The organism is Micromonospora sp. CNZ285 (assembly GCF_004637285.1).
In genome coordinates this window covers 332,212-348,128 of the sequence record NZ_SPQD01000001.1, presented here as the reverse complement: position 1 = coordinate 348,128, position 15,917 = coordinate 332,212, and the positions used below count along the sequence as shown (strand labels likewise).

The 15,917-nt window shown below is 74.8% G+C and carries 20 protein-coding genes; 8 read left to right on the top strand and 12 right to left on the bottom strand.

Annotated features, from left to right (window positions below):
* The 5 genes from CLT75_RS01645 to CLT75_RS01630 form a co-directional block, all read right to left on the bottom strand.
* On the bottom strand, positions 1–894 hold the full coding sequence (locus CLT75_RS01645; protein ID WP_135239148.1) for a hypothetical protein: 894 nt from the start codon (positions 892–894) through the stop codon (positions 1–3).
* A 47-nt stretch (positions 895–941) separates the two neighbouring features.
* The gene (locus tag CLT75_RS01640; protein WP_135239147.1) at positions 942–1,556 is read right to left on the bottom strand and encodes a dihydrofolate reductase family protein; all 615 of its coding nucleotides are present in this window, start codon (positions 1,554–1,556) and stop codon (positions 942–944) included.
* Positions 1,557–1,639: 83 nt separating this feature from the next.
* Positions 1,640–1,753 (bottom strand): mycothiol transferase, encoded by a 114-nt coding sequence (locus tag CLT75_RS32970; protein WP_486485029.1) that lies wholly within the window; start codon positions 1,751–1,753, stop codon positions 1,640–1,642.
* Positions 1,738–1,989 (bottom strand): DinB family protein, encoded by a 252-nt coding sequence (locus tag CLT75_RS01635; protein WP_486485028.1) that lies wholly within the window; start codon positions 1,987–1,989, stop codon positions 1,738–1,740. Before CLT75_RS01635 ends, CLT75_RS32970 begins: the two co-directional genes overlap by 16 nt.
* Before the next feature lie 80 nt (positions 1,990–2,069).
* Positions 2,070–2,807 carry a VOC family protein gene (locus CLT75_RS01630; RefSeq protein ID WP_135239146.1) on the bottom strand — a complete coding sequence of 246 codons (738 nt, stop codon included), beginning with the start codon at positions 2,805–2,807 and terminating at the stop codon, positions 2,070–2,072.
* A 143-nt stretch (positions 2,808–2,950) separates the two neighbouring features.
* Between CLT75_RS01630 and CLT75_RS01625 the strand changes: the two genes are divergently transcribed.
* Positions 2,951–3,376, top strand: coding sequence for a hypothetical protein (locus CLT75_RS01625; RefSeq protein WP_135239145.1), 426 nt, complete (start codon positions 2,951–2,953; stop codon positions 3,374–3,376).
* Between the two features lie 26 nt (positions 3,377–3,402).
* Here CLT75_RS01625 and CLT75_RS01620 read toward each other — a convergent pair whose 3' ends face one another.
* Positions 3,403–4,119 carry a hypothetical protein gene (locus tag CLT75_RS01620; RefSeq protein ID WP_135239144.1) on the bottom strand — a complete coding sequence of 239 codons (717 nt, stop codon included), beginning with the start codon at positions 4,117–4,119 and terminating at the stop codon, positions 3,403–3,405.
* Between the two features lie 269 nt (positions 4,120–4,388).
* Between CLT75_RS01620 and CLT75_RS01615 the strand changes: the two genes are divergently transcribed.
* The 3 genes from CLT75_RS01615 to CLT75_RS01605 are packed head-to-tail and all read left to right on the top strand — an operon-like array spanning position 4,389 to position 5,534.
* A complete protein-coding gene (locus CLT75_RS01615) occupies positions 4,389–4,721 on the top strand; it encodes a metalloregulator ArsR/SmtB family transcription factor (protein WP_135239143.1) in 333 nt (110 codons plus the stop codon).
* Positions 4,718–5,194, top strand: coding sequence for an SRPBCC family protein (locus CLT75_RS01610; protein ID WP_135239142.1), 477 nt, complete (start codon positions 4,718–4,720; stop codon positions 5,192–5,194). The genes CLT75_RS01615 and CLT75_RS01610 overlap by 4 nt, the downstream gene beginning before the upstream one ends.
* A complete protein-coding gene (locus CLT75_RS01605) occupies positions 5,172–5,534 on the top strand; it encodes a nuclear transport factor 2 family protein (RefSeq protein WP_135239141.1) in 363 nt (120 codons plus the stop codon). The genes CLT75_RS01610 and CLT75_RS01605 overlap by 23 nt, the downstream gene beginning before the upstream one ends.
* On the opposite strand, the gene ftrA is transcribed toward CLT75_RS01605, so the two are convergent.
* Positions 5,507–6,499, bottom strand: coding sequence for a transcriptional regulator FtrA (ftrA, locus tag CLT75_RS01600; protein WP_135239140.1), 993 nt, complete (start codon positions 6,497–6,499; stop codon positions 5,507–5,509). The genes CLT75_RS01605 and ftrA overlap by 28 nt on opposite strands.
* 62 nt (positions 6,500–6,561) lie before the next feature.
* Between ftrA and CLT75_RS01595 the strand changes: the two genes are divergently transcribed.
* Both CLT75_RS01595 and CLT75_RS01590 read left to right on the top strand, forming a co-directional pair.
* The gene (locus CLT75_RS01595) at positions 6,562–7,026 is read left to right on the top strand and encodes a rhodanese-like domain-containing protein (RefSeq protein WP_135239139.1); all 465 of its coding nucleotides are present in this window, start codon (positions 6,562–6,564) and stop codon (positions 7,024–7,026) included.
* A gap of 54 nt (positions 7,027–7,080) precedes the next feature.
* Positions 7,081–7,659, top strand: a complete 579-nt coding sequence (locus CLT75_RS01590; protein ID WP_135239138.1) for a dihydrofolate reductase family protein — start codon at positions 7,081–7,083, stop codon at positions 7,657–7,659.
* Here the strand turns inward: CLT75_RS01590 and CLT75_RS01585 are convergent.
* Positions 7,641–8,351, bottom strand: a complete 711-nt coding sequence (locus CLT75_RS01585; protein ID WP_135239137.1) for a helix-turn-helix domain-containing protein — start codon at positions 8,349–8,351, stop codon at positions 7,641–7,643. The two genes, CLT75_RS01590 and CLT75_RS01585, sit on opposite strands and share 19 nt — an antisense overlap.
* Positions 8,352–8,372: 21 nt before the next feature.
* Entirely contained in the window at positions 8,373–9,248 is an 876-nt protein-coding gene (locus CLT75_RS01580; RefSeq protein WP_135239136.1) for a sulfotransferase domain-containing protein, read from the bottom strand.
* 244 nt (positions 9,249–9,492) lie between these two features.
* Here CLT75_RS01580 and CLT75_RS01575 point away from each other — a divergent pair, with 244 nt between their 5' ends.
* Both CLT75_RS01575 and CLT75_RS01570 read left to right on the top strand, forming a co-directional pair.
* Positions 9,493–12,765 (top strand): hypothetical protein, encoded by a 3,273-nt coding sequence (locus CLT75_RS01575; RefSeq protein WP_135239135.1) that lies wholly within the window; start codon positions 9,493–9,495, stop codon positions 12,763–12,765.
* A gap of 45 nt (positions 12,766–12,810) precedes the next feature.
* Positions 12,811–13,236 (top strand): VOC family protein, encoded by a 426-nt coding sequence (locus tag CLT75_RS01570; RefSeq protein WP_135243874.1) that lies wholly within the window; start codon positions 12,811–12,813, stop codon positions 13,234–13,236.
* A 3-nt stretch (positions 13,237–13,239) separates the two neighbouring features.
* Here the strand turns inward: CLT75_RS01570 and CLT75_RS01565 are convergent, their stop codons facing one another.
* Genes CLT75_RS01565 through CLT75_RS01555 form a run of 3 tightly spaced genes read right to left on the bottom strand, consistent with a single transcriptional unit; the run spans position 13,240 to position 15,895 of the window.
* Positions 13,240–14,229: a BtrH N-terminal domain-containing protein gene (locus CLT75_RS01565; RefSeq protein WP_135239134.1), complete on the bottom strand. Its 990-nt coding sequence runs from the start codon at positions 14,227–14,229 to the stop codon at positions 13,240–13,242.
* The gene (locus tag CLT75_RS01560) at positions 14,226–15,263 is read right to left on the bottom strand and encodes a DUF3800 domain-containing protein (RefSeq protein ID WP_135239133.1); all 1,038 of its coding nucleotides are present in this window, start codon (positions 15,261–15,263) and stop codon (positions 14,226–14,228) included. Before CLT75_RS01560 ends, CLT75_RS01565 begins: the two co-directional genes overlap by 4 nt.
* Before the next feature lie 56 nt (positions 15,264–15,319).
* Positions 15,320–15,895, bottom strand: coding sequence for a DUF4240 domain-containing protein (locus tag CLT75_RS01555; protein WP_135239132.1), 576 nt, complete (start codon positions 15,893–15,895; stop codon positions 15,320–15,322).
* Positions 15,896–15,917 lie beyond the last annotated feature (22 nt).

Below are 15,917 nucleotides of genomic sequence, written 5' to 3'. Positions count from 1 at the left end.
TCAACCGGCCGCCGGCGCGGGCACCGCCGGTGCGGCCCGGTCCGCGCCGGTCAGGCCGGTGACGAGCAGCAGGTACGCGGTCAGCTCCAGCACCGCCGTCAGCGCCGGTACGGGCTGCGGCAGCATCCGCGTGGGTGTGATGGCGTACCAGGCGAACAGGGCGGTGCCGTCGGCCTCGTACGGATGCGGCACTGCGATCAGCGCCGCGTCGAGCAGCGGCAACGCGAGCACCGCCAGCAGTGTCGCCCCGGTCGCGGCGAGCCGCCGGCCGCGCCCGGCCAGCAGCACGGCGAGCGCCAGCGCGGCGAGCGCGAGCGCCAGCGGCGGCAGCACCGCGAGGACGAGCGCGGGCACGACGTCGGCCTGGTCGTTCCCCGGGCCGTCCACCCGGGTCAGCGTGGTCCGGGTGCGGGTCTCCGCGACCCGGGTACCGGCGACGGCGACGCCGATGTCGGCGACCCGGACGGCCGCGTACCCGACGACGGGCGCGGCGGCGACCGCCGCGGCGATCAGGTGCCGGCGTCGGCCGCGGCCCCGGAACGCGACCAGCAGCACCGCCACCGCGACCAGCGCCGCCCAGCTCCCGGCGAACGCCGCGTCGAAGCCGGCCGTGACGTCGAAGCCGCTGTCGCCGCTGCCGTACACCAACCAGCCGACGTCCCCGGCGCCCGGCTCGGCCGGCATGGTGCGGACCGCGTCCACGATCAGCGGTACGAGCGCCACCGGCACCGCCCAGCGCGGGGCCGGCAGCCCGGCGGCGACGGCGTAGCCGAGCAGCAGCGCAAGGCTCAGCACCTCGGCGCCGCGCCAGAGCGGTGCGGCCACCAGGACGCCGACGACGTGGGCGACGGCGGACACGGCCGCGAGGATCAGCAGCAGCGGAGCGCGACGCACCGGCGGATCCTTTCACGACACACCGGCCCGCCGCCGCCCCGTGATCGTCAGCTGCCGGCCGGCACCTGGTCCTTGACGTCGTCGTAGCCGACCGCGCCCGGGGCCGGCGCCGGCGTGTAGATCACCCGGATCACGCCGGTCGGGTACGCCTCGGTCGCGGCCACCCGCAGGTGGTACGGCGCGTCGCCCTCGTCGAACAGCCGGCGGCCCTTGCGGGCGGCGACCGGGTGCACCAGCAGCCGCAGCTCGTCCACCAGGCCCGCGGCGAGCAGTTGCTGCACCACCGAGATCGAGCCGGGGATCAGGACGCCCTTGATGCCGGCGTCGGCCTTGAGCGCGCGCACGGCGTCGGTCAGGTCGCCCTGGATCAGCTCCGAGTTGCGCCAGGAGAACTCCAGCGGCTGGCGGGACACGACGACCTTGCGCATGTCGCCGAGCTGCTTGGCGAACGGCGCGTCCTCACCGCCTGCCGCCTCCCGGTCCGGCCAGGCGCCGGCGAAGCTGTCGTACGTCTCCCGGCCGATCAGCAGCACGTCGGAGGTGTCGTAGTCCTCGGTGACGGCGCGGCCCATGTTCTCGTCGAAGTACGGGAAGTGCCAGTCGGGGTCGATCTCGGCGACACCGTCGGCCGAGATGAACAGCGTGGAGATGACAGTGGCCATCGCGGTGCTCCTTCGCAGTGGGTTCGACGGGTTGACCGCCGCACCGTGTCAAACTCATCGGCCCGCGACGACGTCACCCGGGATCAGAACGTGAGGTCCGGTGGCGCACCCTCGCCCACCCGCCCGTCGACCGCCTCGCGGAGCAGGTCCGCGTGCCCGGTGTGCCGGGCGTACTCCTCGATCATGTCGAGGAGCATCGCGCGGACGGTGGGGGTGCGGCCGTCCGGCCAGGTGAACGACGACGGCCCGGCCAGTCCGCCTCGACCAGGGCCATGTGCGCGATCAGGCCACCGAGCGTCATGGTGCTGGCGGCGGTGACGGCGCGCAGGCCCGCCTCGTCGAGCCCGTCGGTCTTCCAGGCGAAGGTCCGCCGGTTGCGCTCCAGGACGGCCAGCAGCGCCTCGGCCTCGGTCTCGGTGGTCGCGGCACCCATCGCCGAAGCATAGGCAGCAGGCGAAATCCGTGGGGGGCGGGCGCCGGGCGGGTGGTCGCCCGCTCGGCGCCGCCGGTGGGTCAGGCCGGGGTGAGGACGCAGAACTCGTTGCCCTCCGGGTCGACCAGCACCCGCCACGGGATGTCGGCCCCGCCCAGGTCCGCGTCGGTGGCGCCGAGGGACCGCAGGCGCGCGGTCTCGGCGTCCAGGTCGTCCGACGCGTACGGGCGGACGTCGAGGTGGACGCGGTTCCACCCGGTCTTCGCGTCGGCGGTGCGGGCGAACCGCAGGTACGGCCCGACGCCCTGGGCGGAGCGCAGCACCGCCTGCCGGTCGGTCACCTCGTGCACGGTCCAGTCGGTGGCCCGGCTCCAGAAGCCGGCCATGGCGCGCGGGTCGGCGCAGTCGACCACCACTTCGGCGATCGGCCCGGTGTCCGCGTGCCGCGGGTTCGGCTCCCGTACGCAGAACTCGTTGCCCTCCGGGTCCGCCAGGACCGTCCATGGCACGTCGCCCTGGCCCACGTCGGCGGGGGTCGCGCCGAGCGCGGTCAGGCGCGCGACCAGCTCCGCGTGGTGCGCGGCCGAGGTGGTCGCGAGGTCGACGTGAACGCGGTTCTTCGCCGTTTTGGGCTCGGTGGAGACGACGAGGTCGACGTAGAGGGCGCGGGGGTCCGGGTAGGTGAGGTCCGCGGGTTCGAGGTTCGTCACGCCGGGGGCCTCGCTGGAGATCCCCCAGCCGAGCACCTTCGCCCAGAAGCCGCCGAGCGCCACCTCGTCGTGGGCCTTCATGTTGATCTGTACGAGCCGGGTTGCCATGGCGGCGATGGTAGGTGCCGCGCCGGGTCGCCGTGGCCCCGGCAGGTGATCAGGAATCGAGAAGCGCGCCGTCACCGCCGCGCCATAGCGTTGTCGTCAGGCGGTCGGCACCACGCGGACCGCGAGTCACGAGGGGGATCGAGATGTCCGACGGGTTCAGCGCCGCCGAGCGCGCCGCGATGAAGGAGCGTGCGGCCGAGCTGCGCGCCGAGGGCAAGAAGGGCGCGAAGAAGGCCGACGACCTCCAGGCGCTGCTCGACCGGATCGCGCAGATGGCGCCGGAGGACCGCGAGCTGGCCGAGCGGGTGCACATGACGATCACGTCCGCCGCGCCGGAGCTGGCGCCGAAGACCTGGTACGGCATGCCCGCGTACGCGAACGCCGCCGGCAAGATCGTCGTGTTCTTCCAGGACGCGGGGAAGTTCAAGTACCGCTACTCGACGGCGGGCTTCCAGGAGGCGGCGAACCTCGACGACGGCGACATGTGGCCGGCGTCGTTCGCGCTGGTGCGGTGGAGCCCGGAGGTGGAGAAGAAGCTCACCGAGCTGGTGCGTACCGCCGTGTCGTGACCGTGCCGGCGGCGCGGCCACTGCTGCTAGCGCTGCCAGGAGTCGAGGCCGCGGACCGCGGCCCGGGCGATGTCGTCGGCCAGGCCGGGGTCGATGCTGGTGCCCTCCCAGCCCTGGTCATGCACGACCGTCACCGCGTCGGCGACCCGGATCACGAGGATCTGGCTGGTGCTCCGCCCCTGGGCCGGGCTGCCGTCCAGGCCGGTCGCGGGCCGGCTCACCGTGACCAGCAGGGCCTCGTCCCCCGTCCCGGCCATCGGTCGAGACGCGACGGTGACGGTGCCGCCCGTGGCCGGGAACGACCGGCAGTCCGCCACCGCCCCGCGCACCCGGCGCAGGTAGTCGGCGGCGCCGGTGCCCTCGAACGCGAAGACGGTCTGGTGCAGCGTGCCGTAGGGGACGTTCTCCGGCGGATCCTTCGGCTGCTTGTAGGTGCTCATCATCGCGGCGCTCGCGGTGACCGACCGCCCGCCGCTGCGGAACTCCTTGTCGCACAGCTCGGGCAGCGCGTCTGCGACGTCGGTCGGCTGGGCGGCGGTCTTGCGCAGTTCCGGCGGCAGGTCGACGAAGGCGGACGTCGGGATCGTCACGGGCCCGCCGCGCGACTGTGACGCCGACGGTGTGGCGGCCGTCGGGCCCGCGGCCGGCGTCGAGGTCGTGTTCGCGCCGCCGCCGTCGTTCCCGCCGCCGTCGCCGCAGGCGCCGGCCAGCAGCGTGGCGACGAGCAGGGGTACGCCAAGCATCCGCCTAAGGCGACTCGGTGTCCTCACGTCGACCTCCGTCCCGTGCCCCGTCCCGACGACGTTCCCGATGCGGCGTCACCCGAAACAGCACCGCCACTCCCCCAACGCCCGGCCCCGCTGCCGGGTTCCGGCAGGTCGGGCGGGCGTTCAGCGGGCCGTGTGGCGGTCGGTGGAACGTCACGGGTGCCACCGGCCCCGTCTGGCACCCGCCCACAAGCTCTCTACAAACGGTTGTTTGCGCAAAGGTGTGTTTGCGATAGCGTGAGGGCATGCGCTCCGATCCGGACCTCGACCTCGCCTTCGCCGCCCTCGGTGACCCGGTCCGCCGCGCCCTGGTGACCCGCCTCGCCCGGGGTGAGGCCACCGTGGGCGAGCTGGGTGAGCCGTTCGACCTGACGCCGCAGGCCATCTCCCACCACGTCGGCGTGCTGCGCCGGTGCGGCCTGGTCGAGCAGCGACGAGAGGGCACGCGGCGACCGTGCCGGCTGCGCGTCGACCGGCTCGCCCGGCTGAGTACGTGGATCGACGAGCAGCGCCGCGCCTGGGACGACCGCCTCGACGCGTTGGAGACGCACCTCGCCGAGCCGGAGGCGACCCGGTGAGGGCGGTCACCGAACGGCACGGCGACGAACTGATCGCGCGCCGCCACCTGCCCGCCGGACCGGACCGGGTGTGGGAGGCCTTCACCTCACCGTCCGGCATCGCCGCGTTCTGGGGCGGCTCGCACGCCTCGGTGCCGCCAGGCTCGGTGACCGTCGACCTGCGCCCGGGCGGCGAGTTCGCGCTCGACACCCGCGCCCCGGACGGCCGGACCGGACGGCTGCGGTTCGTCTACGTGAGCGTCGACGAGCCGCGTGAGCTGGTGTTCGACGAGCCGGTCACCGGCCTGCGCACCACAGTCACGCTGCGGCCCGCCGGGTACGGCACCGACCTCACTGTGCACCAGCGCAAGCTCCCGCCCGAGTTGCGCACCGACCAGGCGGCCGACGGGCTCGCCTCGATCCTCGACGCCCTCGCCGCCCACCTCCGACACCACGACGATGGAGACAGCAGTGACCCGAGCAACCCAGCGTGACCTGGTCGCCGAATACTTCGACGGCTTCCGGGCGAGCGACCACGAACGCATCCTCGCCACGCTCACCGACGACGTCGAGTGGGTCATCCACGGCCACCGCACCACCCGGGGCCGCGCGGAGTTCGACGGCGAGATCGAGAACCCGGCGTTCACCGGCAGCCCGCGGCTCGACGTCGAGCGCGTGCACGAGGACGGGCCTGTCGTCGTGGTGACCGGCGAGGGCCGGGGAGTCAGCGTCGAGCACGGGCCGTTCCGGTTCGCCTTCAACGACCTGTTCACGTTCCGGGACGGCCTCATCGCCCGCGTCGACTCCTACGTCGTCCCGCTGCCCGGCGCGTGAGCACCGCCTGACGCCCCGGTGAAGGCCCGGCGGTACGCCGACGGCGAGGTCCGCATCGCGGCGGCGAAGTGGTGCCGGAACGTCACCGCCGTCTCGAACCCCACAGCCGCGGCGACCTCCTCGATCGGCGCGGTGGTCGTCTCCAGCAGCGGCAGGCTGGCCTGGACGCGCCGCTCGATCAGCCAGCGGATCGGGCTGGTGCCGGTGGCCCGCGCGAAGTGCCGCAGGTAGGTACGGGCCGACATGTGCGCCCGCCGCGCCAGCCGGTCGACGGTGATCGGGGTGTTCAGGTTCGCCAGCGCCCAGGACATGCTCGCGGCGAGCCGGTCGTCCTCCGGGTCGCCGGGCACCGGCGCCTCGATGAACTGCGCCTGGCCGCCCTCGCGGTGCGGCGGTACGACCAGCCGGCGGGCGACCGCGTTGGCGATCGTCGGGCCGTGGTCGCGGCGTACCAGGTGGACGCAGAGGTCGAGACCGGCAGCGCTGCCGGCGCTGGTGAGGATGTCCCCGTCGTCGACGTAGAGCACGTCCGGGTCCACGCGTACCGCCGGGTGGCGCCGGGCGAGCAGGTCGGCGTACCGCCAGTGGGTGGTGGCCTGCCGGCCGTCGAGCAGTCCCGCGCCGGCCAGGGCGAACGCGCCCGAGCAGATCGACACGATCCGGGCGCCGCGCCGGTGGGCCGTCCGGAGCGCGCCGGTGAGCGCCGGTGACGGGTCGGCGTGTACGTCGGCGACGCCGGGCACGATCAGCGTGCCGGCGGCGGCGAACGTGTCGAGGCCGTGGCCGGTGTGCAGGGTGGCGCCGCCGACCAGCCGCACCGCGCCGGGGGTCTCCGCGCAGACGGTCAGCTCGTACCAGGGCACGTCGAACTCCGGGCGGGGCAGGCCGAAGACCTCGGTGACGATGCCGGTCTCGAACACCGACATGCCCTGGTACGCGAGCACCGCCACGGTGGCGCGGTTCATGGCGGGATCTTAGCGATCGGCGTCGCTCGCGCCACTGGAGCGGCCGGACGGCGGCCACCACGATGGGTGCCATGTCGAACGTCCTGCGCATCCCCGCCGCCCGCCCCGCCGACGCCCTCGCCCACTTCTCGGCCCGGCTCGCCTTCGAGGCCGACGTCAGCGACGTGCACGCCGACCTGGAGGCGGGCGTGACCGGCCTGGTCGTGGTCGACTCGCGCTCCCTCCCGGCGTGGCGGCAGGGGCACATCCCCGGCGCCGTGCACCTGCCCACCGCGGAGATCGCCGGCCGGGCGGGCGAGCTGATCCCGGCGGACGCCACTGTGGTCACGTACTGCTGGGGGCCGGGCTGCAACGGCGCCACCCGCGCGGCGCGGGAGTTCGCCCGGCTCGGCCGTCCGGTCAAGGAGATGATCGGCGGGTACGAGTACTGGGTGCGGGAGGGCTTCCCGGTACGCACCGAGGCGGGGCTGGTCCGGCGTCCCGCCGACGGCCTCACCGCCCCGGCCGGCGCGACGTGCGGCTGCTGAGGCGTGTCGGTTCCGTACAAGACGGCAGGTGGCGGCCGTTCCTAGCATTGCCGCATGCGTGATCTCGTCTACACCGGATTCATGTCGCTCGACGGCGTGGTGGACTCCCCCGGCGGCGGCCCGGGCGAGGACCACCGCAGCGGCGGCTGGGTCGTCAAGGACATCGAGTTCCTGCCCGAGGCGTTCTCGCTCAAGGGCGAGGAGCTGGCACAGACCGCGGCGCTGATGTTCGGGCGGCGCAGCTACGAGGCGTTCGCGCCGACCTGGCGCGACTCCGAGGACCACGCCGCCTACCGGGACCTGCCGAAGTACGTGGTGTCGTCAAGCCTGCCCGAGGACGCGCTGATCGACGGCTGGGGGCCGCTGACGATCCTGCGCGGCACCGCCGACGTGGCCGCGCTCAAGCAGGGCGACGGCGGCGACATCTTCATCCACGGCAGCGCCGAACTCGCCCGCCGTCTCGCCGAGGCGAACCTGATCGACAGGTACCACCTGCTCGTCTTCCCGGTGCTGCTCGGCGCCGGCAAGAGCCTGTTCAGCCAGGCGGACCGGGACCGGCAGACGCTGCGGCTGCGCGACTGCGCCGCCTACCCCAACGGCGTCGTCAAGCTCATCTACGACGTGACCCGCTGAGCCGGGTCCAGCGCGATCGCCCCACCGGCGCCCGCGCGCAACTCACCGGCCGTCCGCCCGACGTACCGGCGCAGCGCGCGGGCCAGGTGCGGTTCGTCCACGTACCCGAAGGTGGTGACCGCGTCGGCGGGCGGGCCGCCGGCGGCCAGCAGCACGGCGGCGCGGCGCGCGCGGTCGATCTGCCGCACCGCGCCCCGGGTCAGCCCGGTCGCCGCCCGGAACCGGCGTTCGAGGGTACGCGGTGACGCCGGTGGGCGGCCGCCGCGCAACGTCTCGGTGACGAGCGGGTCGCGGACCACCACACCGGCGCGAACCAGCCGCTCCACCAGGGCCTCGGCGTCGTCCGGGCCGGGCGTGGCCCACCGGCCGCCGTCGAGCCGGAACGTCCGGCGGCCCACGTCGGGCAGCTCGGCGCCGCCGTCCACCAGCTCGGGCGTGGGTACGAGCCGCAGCGAGGTGCCCACCGCGAACTCGATGCCGACGAACGTGGCGCCCTCGGGCACCGGCGCCGTGCCGGTAGCGGTCTCGGGGCCGGAGACGGCCGCGTACGAGCGCCCGTCGCGCTGCCAGAACACGAGTCCCCAGCACGGCGTCGCCACCGAGGTCATCTCGTCGACCCGCTCGCTGGTGCAGGTCCACACGGTGTCGATCCAGGCCGAGTCGGACGCCCGCGTGGTGAACCGCAGCTCCACGGCAGGAGCATACGGCGATCGTCAGCGGGCGGGGGTCTCGTCGCGGGCGGGGTAGCCGAGGATCTCGGCGAGGTCACCGGCCGCCTTCGTGTACGCGGCGTAGATGTCGTCGTCGAAGTGGTTGCGCCAGTCGCCGGACGCGCCCTTGCGGTAGTGGGAGATCCGTCCGGGGGTCTCCTTGGACTTCTTCATCTTGGTGAAGCTGTAGCGCGCCAGCAGCGCCTCCAGCTCGGCCGGCGGCAGCGTGATGCCGCAGTGCCGCATGAGCTGGTCGACCTCGTCGGCCTGCCGTTCGCCGGTCAGGTCCTCGTAGCGGAACAGCCGGAACGTCTCGTCGGCCGGCGCGGCCGCCCAGGAGCGCATCTGCCCGAACTGCTTCTTGTCGCGCAGACGGTCGATGACGTAGAGCATGCCCTCCTTCTTCGGCAGTTCCTGGAGGGCCTTGCGTGCCTGCGGGATGTCGCCCATCGGGGCGTGCGAGTTGCGCAGCGAGAAGTAGCTGGAGACGACCACGTCGCGCGGGTCGCGGATCACGAAGAACGCGCGGTAACTGCCGGCCTTGGGCACCGCCTCGAACCGCTTGTGGGAGAGGAAGATCGCCAGGCCGATGCGGCCGGCCGGCACCGGCGCGGTCGCCCCGCCGGCGTAGAAGCGCGGGTCGTAGGGCAGCATCCCGCAGTGGCGGTAGACGGCCGGGTCGCTGAACAACGCCTTGATCCACTGACTGCCGGTCTTGCGGACGGTGCAGTGGAAGATGTTGTCGAACTCGCTACGTGCCACTACCGGAACGGTGAGTCGCATGCGGGCGTTGCGCGCTTCCATCTGCGCCCGCCGGGCCTTGACGCGCAGAGAATTCGGCGAATTGTGCTTGGCGAATTCGACGGCCCGATTAATCATTTCCCAACCTCATCCGGACCCCGCGGAGCAGGGGCAGCACGAACACCTTTCCGCACGTCACGCAGGTGAAGTCCGCAGACTTCGCCTGCTCCGCCCCGCGCCCCGACGCGCCGCTAGGAATATCCCCGACGGTCCGATTAATGTCAATCCCGGTCGGCTGAGAGAACGCTGAAAGTCTACAATTTCTCTAGGAATTGCAGAATAAGTGCGACGGGGCAGCAGCACCCGCCCGCACACCGGCACAATGAGCGCCGTGCTCACCCCCACCCGCGATCTGCTGACCGCCCTCGACCCGCTGTCCCACCAAGATCGGACGCGGCGCCTCGTGGCGTGGGCACGCACCGCGACCGACCGTGCGCAGGTCTGCGCCGACCTGCGCCGGCGCGGCAGCTACGAGCGGCGTCTCGCGCTGACCGCCGCGCTGGCCACCCGGGACACCGCGGCGGTCCTGGCCGCGACGTACGACCCGGAGCCCGCGATCGCCGCCACCGCGCTGACCGCCGCCGTGCGGGCCGGCGTGACGCCCGCCGACCTGACCGACCGGCCGGCGAACGCGCGGCGGCGCGTCTACCGGGCGCTGCGCCGCAACCCGGCGCCGGCAGTCGCCGACGCACTGATCATCGGGGTACGCGAGCGGTTCGGTGACCACGAGGCCGCCGCGTTGCTGCCGGCCTGCGGCCCCGAGACGGTACGGGCGTGGCTGCCCGACCTGGAACACGCGCTGAACCCGGAACGGCTGATGCGGACGCACAGCGACATCGTGCTGGCGCGCACCGGTGAACGGCTCGCCGCGGCCCCGCCCGAGACGCGCGGGCGGATCTGGGCGGAGGCCGCCGGAGCGGTGCTGGGCGGTGATCCGGCGCGGGCGCTGGACCTGCTCGACGCGTACGCGCCCGAGGAGTCGCTGCCCGGCCCGCTCGTCGCGTACGGGCGGCTCGCCGCACACGACGCGCGCCGGGTCGTACGCCTGCTCACGTCGCCCGGCCGCGCGGCCTGGCTGGCCCGGATCGTGCCGCCCCGCGCGCTGCTGGGCCGCGTCGCCACGCTGCCCACGGGTGAGCTGATCCCGCTCGCCGCCCGGCTGCGGGACCACGACCGGGCGCTCGCCGCGTTGCTGCGCGCCGTGGCGCCGAGCCGCCGCGCCGAGCTGTACGACGGGGCGCTGGCCGACACCGACACCACGGCGCTCCTACCCGGCACCGCGGTGATGGAGATGCTGCCGGCGGCGGTACGGGCACGCGAGGCGGCCCGTGTGCTGACCCTCCCGGCCGTGCGCGGGCGGGCGGAGCAGGTGCGGTTCTGGAGCGCGTACCTGCCGTGGCCGCAGGCGTCCGCGTCGGCGAGCGCGGCGCTGCGCTCGGGCGACGCGGAGGAACGCGCGGACGGCTGGCGGCTGCTGGTGGCGGCCGCGCGGCGCTCCCGCGACCCGCGCACGGTGGCCCAGGTGGTGGTCCGCCTCGGCCGGCTGCGCAACGAGCAGGACCCGGTACGCGCCGCCGCGCTCACCGCGCTGGCCACTGTGGCGCCGCTGCTCACCGCCATGAGCGCGGGCGGGCTGACCGGGCTCACCACCGACGCGGTCGACGCGCGGGACACCTCGGCGACCACCACCACGGCGTTGAGCCGGCTCGCCGTCGACGTCCTCACGCTCCACGTGGACGTGCCGGAGCTGGCCGAGTGGGCACTGCGCACGATCGACGCGGTGAGCAGCGACGCGAACGTGCCGGTGCTGCGCCGGCTCGACACGGTGCTGCGGCACGGCCAGGAGAGGGTGGTGTTCGACCGGCTGCGCGGCCGGATCGAGGCCGGTATGGCACGCGGCCGGTACGGGCTGCTGTTCGCGCTCACCCACGCGCTCGGCCGGCGGGCCTGGCGGCTGCCGGAGCTGCAGGACCTGCTGCGCCGGGCGATCGGGCCGGACCCCCTGCCCGCGGTGGCTCGTACCGCGGTCGGCCTCTGGCTCGACGACCCGCGTACCCGCTCGCGGCGCGTCGCCGAGGTGCTGAACGTCGACGCGTCGGCGGTGGCGCTGCACGAGGTGTGGACGATCGTCTGCACCTCCCGCACCGACCTGCTGGACCGGGTGCTGGACCGCCCGCCGCGCGGCCGGTTCGTGGAGAACGGGAAGCGGTGGGTGCCCGGCCCGGCGCCGCGGGCGCAGCGGTGGCTGCCCCGCCAGCAGGAACGCTACGTGGCGCTCCAGGCCCGCGTCGTCGCCGACTCCGGGCACCGGGTGTGGCAGCGGGCGGCGGCGATCCGGGCCGCCGCCGGCGCCGGTCCGGCCGGGCGCGAGCTGGTGCTGCGCCACGTCGACGCGTCCGAGGTGCCGGTCGCCGAGGCGGCGCTCGGTGCGCTGGTCTGGACCGACCGGCCGGACGAGGCGTTCCCGCTGCTGCTGCGGTACGCCGACGGCGAACGGGCGCGCGTCGCGCTGTACGCCGCCGGACGGGCCGCCCGCCACGTCCCGCCGGCCCGCCTGGCCGAGCTGCTGGGCGGGGTGCTCACCGGCGCCACGAAGGTCACCAGCCGCAAGGAGGCCGCCCGGCTGCTGGCCCGCTACGCGCACGTGGACGCGACGGCGACGCTCGGTGAGGCGTACGCCGGTCCGGGCACGCACCGCGACGTGCGCGCGGCGATCGTCTCCGCCGCCCGGCAGCGGCTGGGCACCGAAGCGACCTGGGCCGTGCTGCGGGCGGCGGTGCACGCCAGCCGGGAGGAGCGGCGGGCGGTGCTCGGCGCGTACCCGTCGGGGATCTCGGAACGCCACCGCCGCGCCTACGCCGACCTGATCGCGACGGCGTGCCGGGCCGACGACCGGGAGGTCCGCCGCGCCGCGTTCGACGCGCTCGGCGAGTGGTCGCCGTGGCTGACCGGCGTCACCGAACTGGTCGTGGACCGGCTCACCGACCCGGACGAGACGACGCCCGGAATCGGGGTGGCGAACCTGCTGCGGGCCGGTGGCGACGCGGCGTTCCGGGCCGCGCTGACCCGGCTGGTGGAGCGGGACGCCGCCGACGGCGACCCGGGCGGCCCGGTGACCGACCGGCCGGCCCGGCGGCGCGTCGAGTCGCTCGCGGAGGGCGCGGCACTGTGGTCCGACAGCCGACCCGCCGGCGCCGACCGGGCCGGGCTGGTCGAGGCGGCGCGGTGGCTCGCCGGCCAGGACTCCTTCCTGGGTACGGCCACCGGGCTGCTCGTCGACCTCGGCCGCCTCGACGACCTGGACGAGGTCGCCGCGCTCTGCGCCGGCCGGCCCGTGGTCGCCGTGCGCACCGCGCAACGCGTCGACGATCGTCTGCTCACCATGCGGTGGCGGCCCGATCCGGCGGCCCTCGCCGACACGGTGGCCCACCTCGCCGGGCGCGGCGACCTGGCCGGCGGGCTGTTCGCGGTGACGCTCGTCGGGCAGGGCTCGGAGTTCGGCTGGAAGACGCCGTGGCGTGAGCTGCTGACCGGGTTGCGCCGTCACCCGGACGCCGACGTGCGGGAAGCCGCGTACACGCTCGACATGAGCTGACCGGGCCGGGCGTCGCCCTATGCTCGGGGCGTGACGCTTCAGCGGATGGACCACGTCAGCGTCGTGGTGGACGACCTGCCGGCCGCGATCGCCTTCTTCACCGAACTCGGGATGGAGGTGGAGGGCGAGATGCCGGTCGAGGGGCAGTGGGTGGACCGGGTCAACGGCATCGACGGCGTCCGGGTCGACATCGCGATGATGCGGACGCCGGACGGCCACGGCAAGCTCGAACTGACGCGGTTCCGGGCGCCGGCACTCGTCGCCGCCGCCCCGCCGGACGCGCCGCCGAACACGCTCGGCCTGCGGTCGGTCATGTTCGCCGTGGACGACGTCGACGGCACGGTGGCCCGGCTGCGGGCCCACGGCGGTGAGCTGATCGGTGAGGTGGCGGACTACGGGGACGTCTACCGGCTCTGCTACCTGCGTGGCCCGGCGGGCGTCATCGTGGCGCTGGCCGAGCAGCTGAGCTGACGCCTACCGCGCGTCGACCGCCGCCAGCACTGTCATCGCCTCGCGTTCGCGGACGGCCAGGTCGGCCAGGACCGTCGACGCGCGGGTCAGGTGGGTGGCGTCGCCGGTCCGCCCGGCGGTGGCGATGTGGCCGGCGACGGCGGTCCACAGCGGCGCGATGTCGGCGTACCTCAGCTGTGCCCGGCGCACCCGCTCGTCGCCGGTGACGGTGGCGGCCTCGGCGAGGAAGTCCCGGTACATGGTGCGGAACAGTGCGCCGCCGGTGCCGCCGCGTTCCATCAGCGTCGCGGCGAGCGGCAGGTCGCGGGCCGGGTCGGCGGCGCGGTCCAGCCAGCGGGTCACCCGGGCGGCGGCGGTGGCGATCCCCCGGTGGCCGAGGTTGGCGATCGGCGGGTCGAGGAACGCCCCGGCGTTGGCGCGTACCGCCGCGCGGACGGCGGCGTCCAGATCCGGCGGGCCGCCGGGAACGGTGAGCGTGTACGACAGGTGGCGCGCGGTCATCGGCCCACGCGCGGCGCGGGCCCGGGCCAGGCTGTCCAGCGTGGTGGTCACCGCGCCGCCCTGCTGGGCGGTGTCGACCAGGTGGGCGTGGGTGTCGTCGTAGCCGTACATCGCGACGGTGTGCCCGCCGAAGTGGACCCTGGTGGTGAAGTAGTCCAGGTGGTACGAGTCGAGTTGCAGGCCGACCGGCTGCCCGGCGTCCAGCGCGTCGGTGACGTCGCGCCACGCCCTGGCCGCCGACGTCGTCTCCCGGACGCGCAGGTCCAGGCCGAGGCGGCCGGCGGCGGCCCGGGTCACGCACAGCGGCTTGGTGCGCCCGCCGAGGAACGGCACGTCCATGCTCCTGGCGTCCCAGTAGACGAAGCCGAGCCCTTCGCCGAGGCCGAACAGCATCGGCTCGGAGAGGTCCAGGCCCGCGTGCCGGGTCAGCACGCCGAGCGTGGTGGTCTCGCAGTGCAGTCCGGGGCGAGGCGTCACGTCGTCGAGGATCACGCCGGCTCCTGTTCCGCCGTCGCGGCGACGGCGTTCGGGTCGTGCGCGAGGCCCGGGGACAGCAGCGGGCGCAGCGGGCCGTCGCCGGGGGTGCCGGACATCCGGCGGGCCACCCCGGCGAGCAGGTCGGCGGCCTGCACGCGCGGGTCGTCGCGCGAGTCGGTCATCACCAGCCCGGCCAGCGGTGACGGGCCGGCCGGGTCGCCCGCGGCCAGTGCCGCCTGGAGGCGGCGGAGCCGGTCCTCGGTGAGCGCGCTCTGCTCGTCGTGGATCACCAGCACCCGCCGCCCGCCGGCGCTCCAGTGCAGGACGGTCTCGGCCAGCGCCGGCAGCAGCGGCTCCAGCGGCGGCGGGATCGTCCGGTCACCCTCGTACAACCGGGCCTGCACGGCTGCCACCCGGGCCGGGTCGAGCGCGTCGAGGACCGCGCCGGCCTGCGCGTCGCCGACGTGGCGCCGCAGCGCGTCCCGCGCCGCGAAGAACCGCTCGACGCTCCGGTCGTCCGCCCGGTCCCGCCGCTTGGTGCGCAGCATCTCGACCACGGCGGCGAGGAAGGCCGTCCAGCCGGGCCCGGCCGTCCGCCCGGCCCGGTGCAGCGCCGCCGCGGCCGGACGCCGGTCACCGGACAGCCGGGTGCCCGCCGCGTACGACGGTTCGGCCAGCAGCAGGTCGACGACCCGGGTGGCGAGGAAGAACTCCTTGTCGACCAGGTGCACGTGCGCCCGGCCGCGCAGCGCCGACAGGAACCACCGCACCGCCTCGGCGGCTTCGCGGCGGCGCAGGAACTGCCGGGACTTGACCTCGTCGGGCGAGAACCGGAACCCGGACCGCAGCGTACGGATCAGCTCGGCCGCCTCGTCGCGGCTCAGGTCGACGCCGGCGTGGACGATCACCGGGGTGGCCGGGTCGAGCAGGTTGGTGCCGGAGAAACCGGACTCGTCGCAGGCGATCTCCACCACCGGCCCGGTCACCGCGCCGGACGGCGGCAGCCCGCCCTGAAGCGGCAACCTGGTGGTGGACGTTCCCCCGGCCATGCCGCCATGCTCGCCGACCGGGCGCGCCGAGGCCAGCCGATTCGGCCGCGCCGGCCTCATTCCCGCGGCCGGTGGATCGCCGCCAGGCGCGGCAGGCGGGCGTGCATCTGCTCGTCGTCGTCGAAGTCGAAGTCCTCACCGGCGGGGTCGGCCGGGGCGGCCGGCTGGGCGGGAGCAGCGCGGTCGGCGGCGTCGAGCGCCTCCCAGAACGCGTCGGTGCCGGCGCCGGTCGCCACGGCGTACGCGTCGCCCGCCGCGCTCAGCACCGCCTCGCACTCGACCGCGTCGTCGTCCGGGTCGACACCGGCGTCGGCGAGGGAGTCGGGATCGGCGACGGCCCGCTCCCAGACCGCCCGCCCCTGCGCCACCAGCCAGCCGCGGAAGTAGTCGAAGCCGTCGTCCGAGCAGCCGCCGCGCATCAGATAGGCGGCCGCCCACAGGTCCCAGCGCCACCCCTCCGACGTCACGTCGTCGTACGCCTGCGCGAAGCTCACGATCGCCGCCGGGCTCCGCACCGACAGCTCCGCGACCAGGTGCCGGGCCACCGCGTCGGCTCCCTCGGCGGTGACCGTCTCGCGGCCCGCGGCGCGACGCGCCCGCTCCACGATGTCCCAGAACGTCTCCCGATCCACGGCCGGACCGTACGCCGGCCCA

Coding starts and splice junctions, on each gene's coding strand:
- CLT75_RS01580 (WP_135239136.1), bottom strand. CDS start 9,248: ATGATTAATCGGGCCGTCGAATTCGCCAAGCACAATTCGCCGAATTCT.
- CLT75_RS01620 (WP_135239144.1), bottom strand. CDS start 4,119: ATGCTTGGCGTACCCCTGCTCGTCGCCACGCTGCTGGCCGGCGCCTGC.
- CLT75_RS01635 (WP_486485028.1), bottom strand. CDS start 1,989: ATGGGTGCCGCGACCACCGAGACCGAGGCCGAGGCGCTGCTGGCCGTC.
- CLT75_RS01590 (WP_135239138.1), top strand. CDS start 7,081: ATGCGTGATCTCGTCTACACCGGATTCATGTCGCTCGACGGCGTGGTG.
- CLT75_RS01640 (WP_135239147.1), bottom strand. CDS start 1,556: ATGGCCACTGTCATCTCCACGCTGTTCATCTCGGCCGACGGTGTCGCC.
- CLT75_RS01615 (WP_135239143.1), top strand. CDS start 4,389: ATGCGCTCCGATCCGGACCTCGACCTCGCCTTCGCCGCCCTCGGTGAC.
- CLT75_RS01595 (WP_135239139.1), top strand. CDS start 6,562: ATGGGTGCCATGTCGAACGTCCTGCGCATCCCCGCCGCCCGCCCCGCC.
- CLT75_RS01560 (WP_135239133.1), bottom strand. CDS start 15,263: ATGGCCGGGGGAACGTCCACCACCAGGTTGCCGCTTCAGGGCGGGCTG.
- ftrA (WP_135239140.1), bottom strand. CDS start 6,499: ATGAACCGCGCCACCGTGGCGGTGCTCGCGTACCAGGGCATGTCGGTG.
- CLT75_RS01625 (WP_135239145.1), top strand. CDS start 2,951: ATGTCCGACGGGTTCAGCGCCGCCGAGCGCGCCGCGATGAAGGAGCGT.
- CLT75_RS32970 (WP_486485029.1), bottom strand. CDS start 1,753: ATGCTCCTCGACATGATCGAGGAGTACGCCCGGCACACCGGGCACGCG.
- CLT75_RS01630 (WP_135239146.1), bottom strand. CDS start 2,807: ATGGCAACCCGGCTCGTACAGATCAACATGAAGGCCCACGACGAGGTG.
- CLT75_RS01570 (WP_135243874.1), top strand. CDS start 12,811: ATGGACCACGTCAGCGTCGTGGTGGACGACCTGCCGGCCGCGATCGCC.
- CLT75_RS01575 (WP_135239135.1), top strand. CDS start 9,493: ATGAGCGCCGTGCTCACCCCCACCCGCGATCTGCTGACCGCCCTCGAC.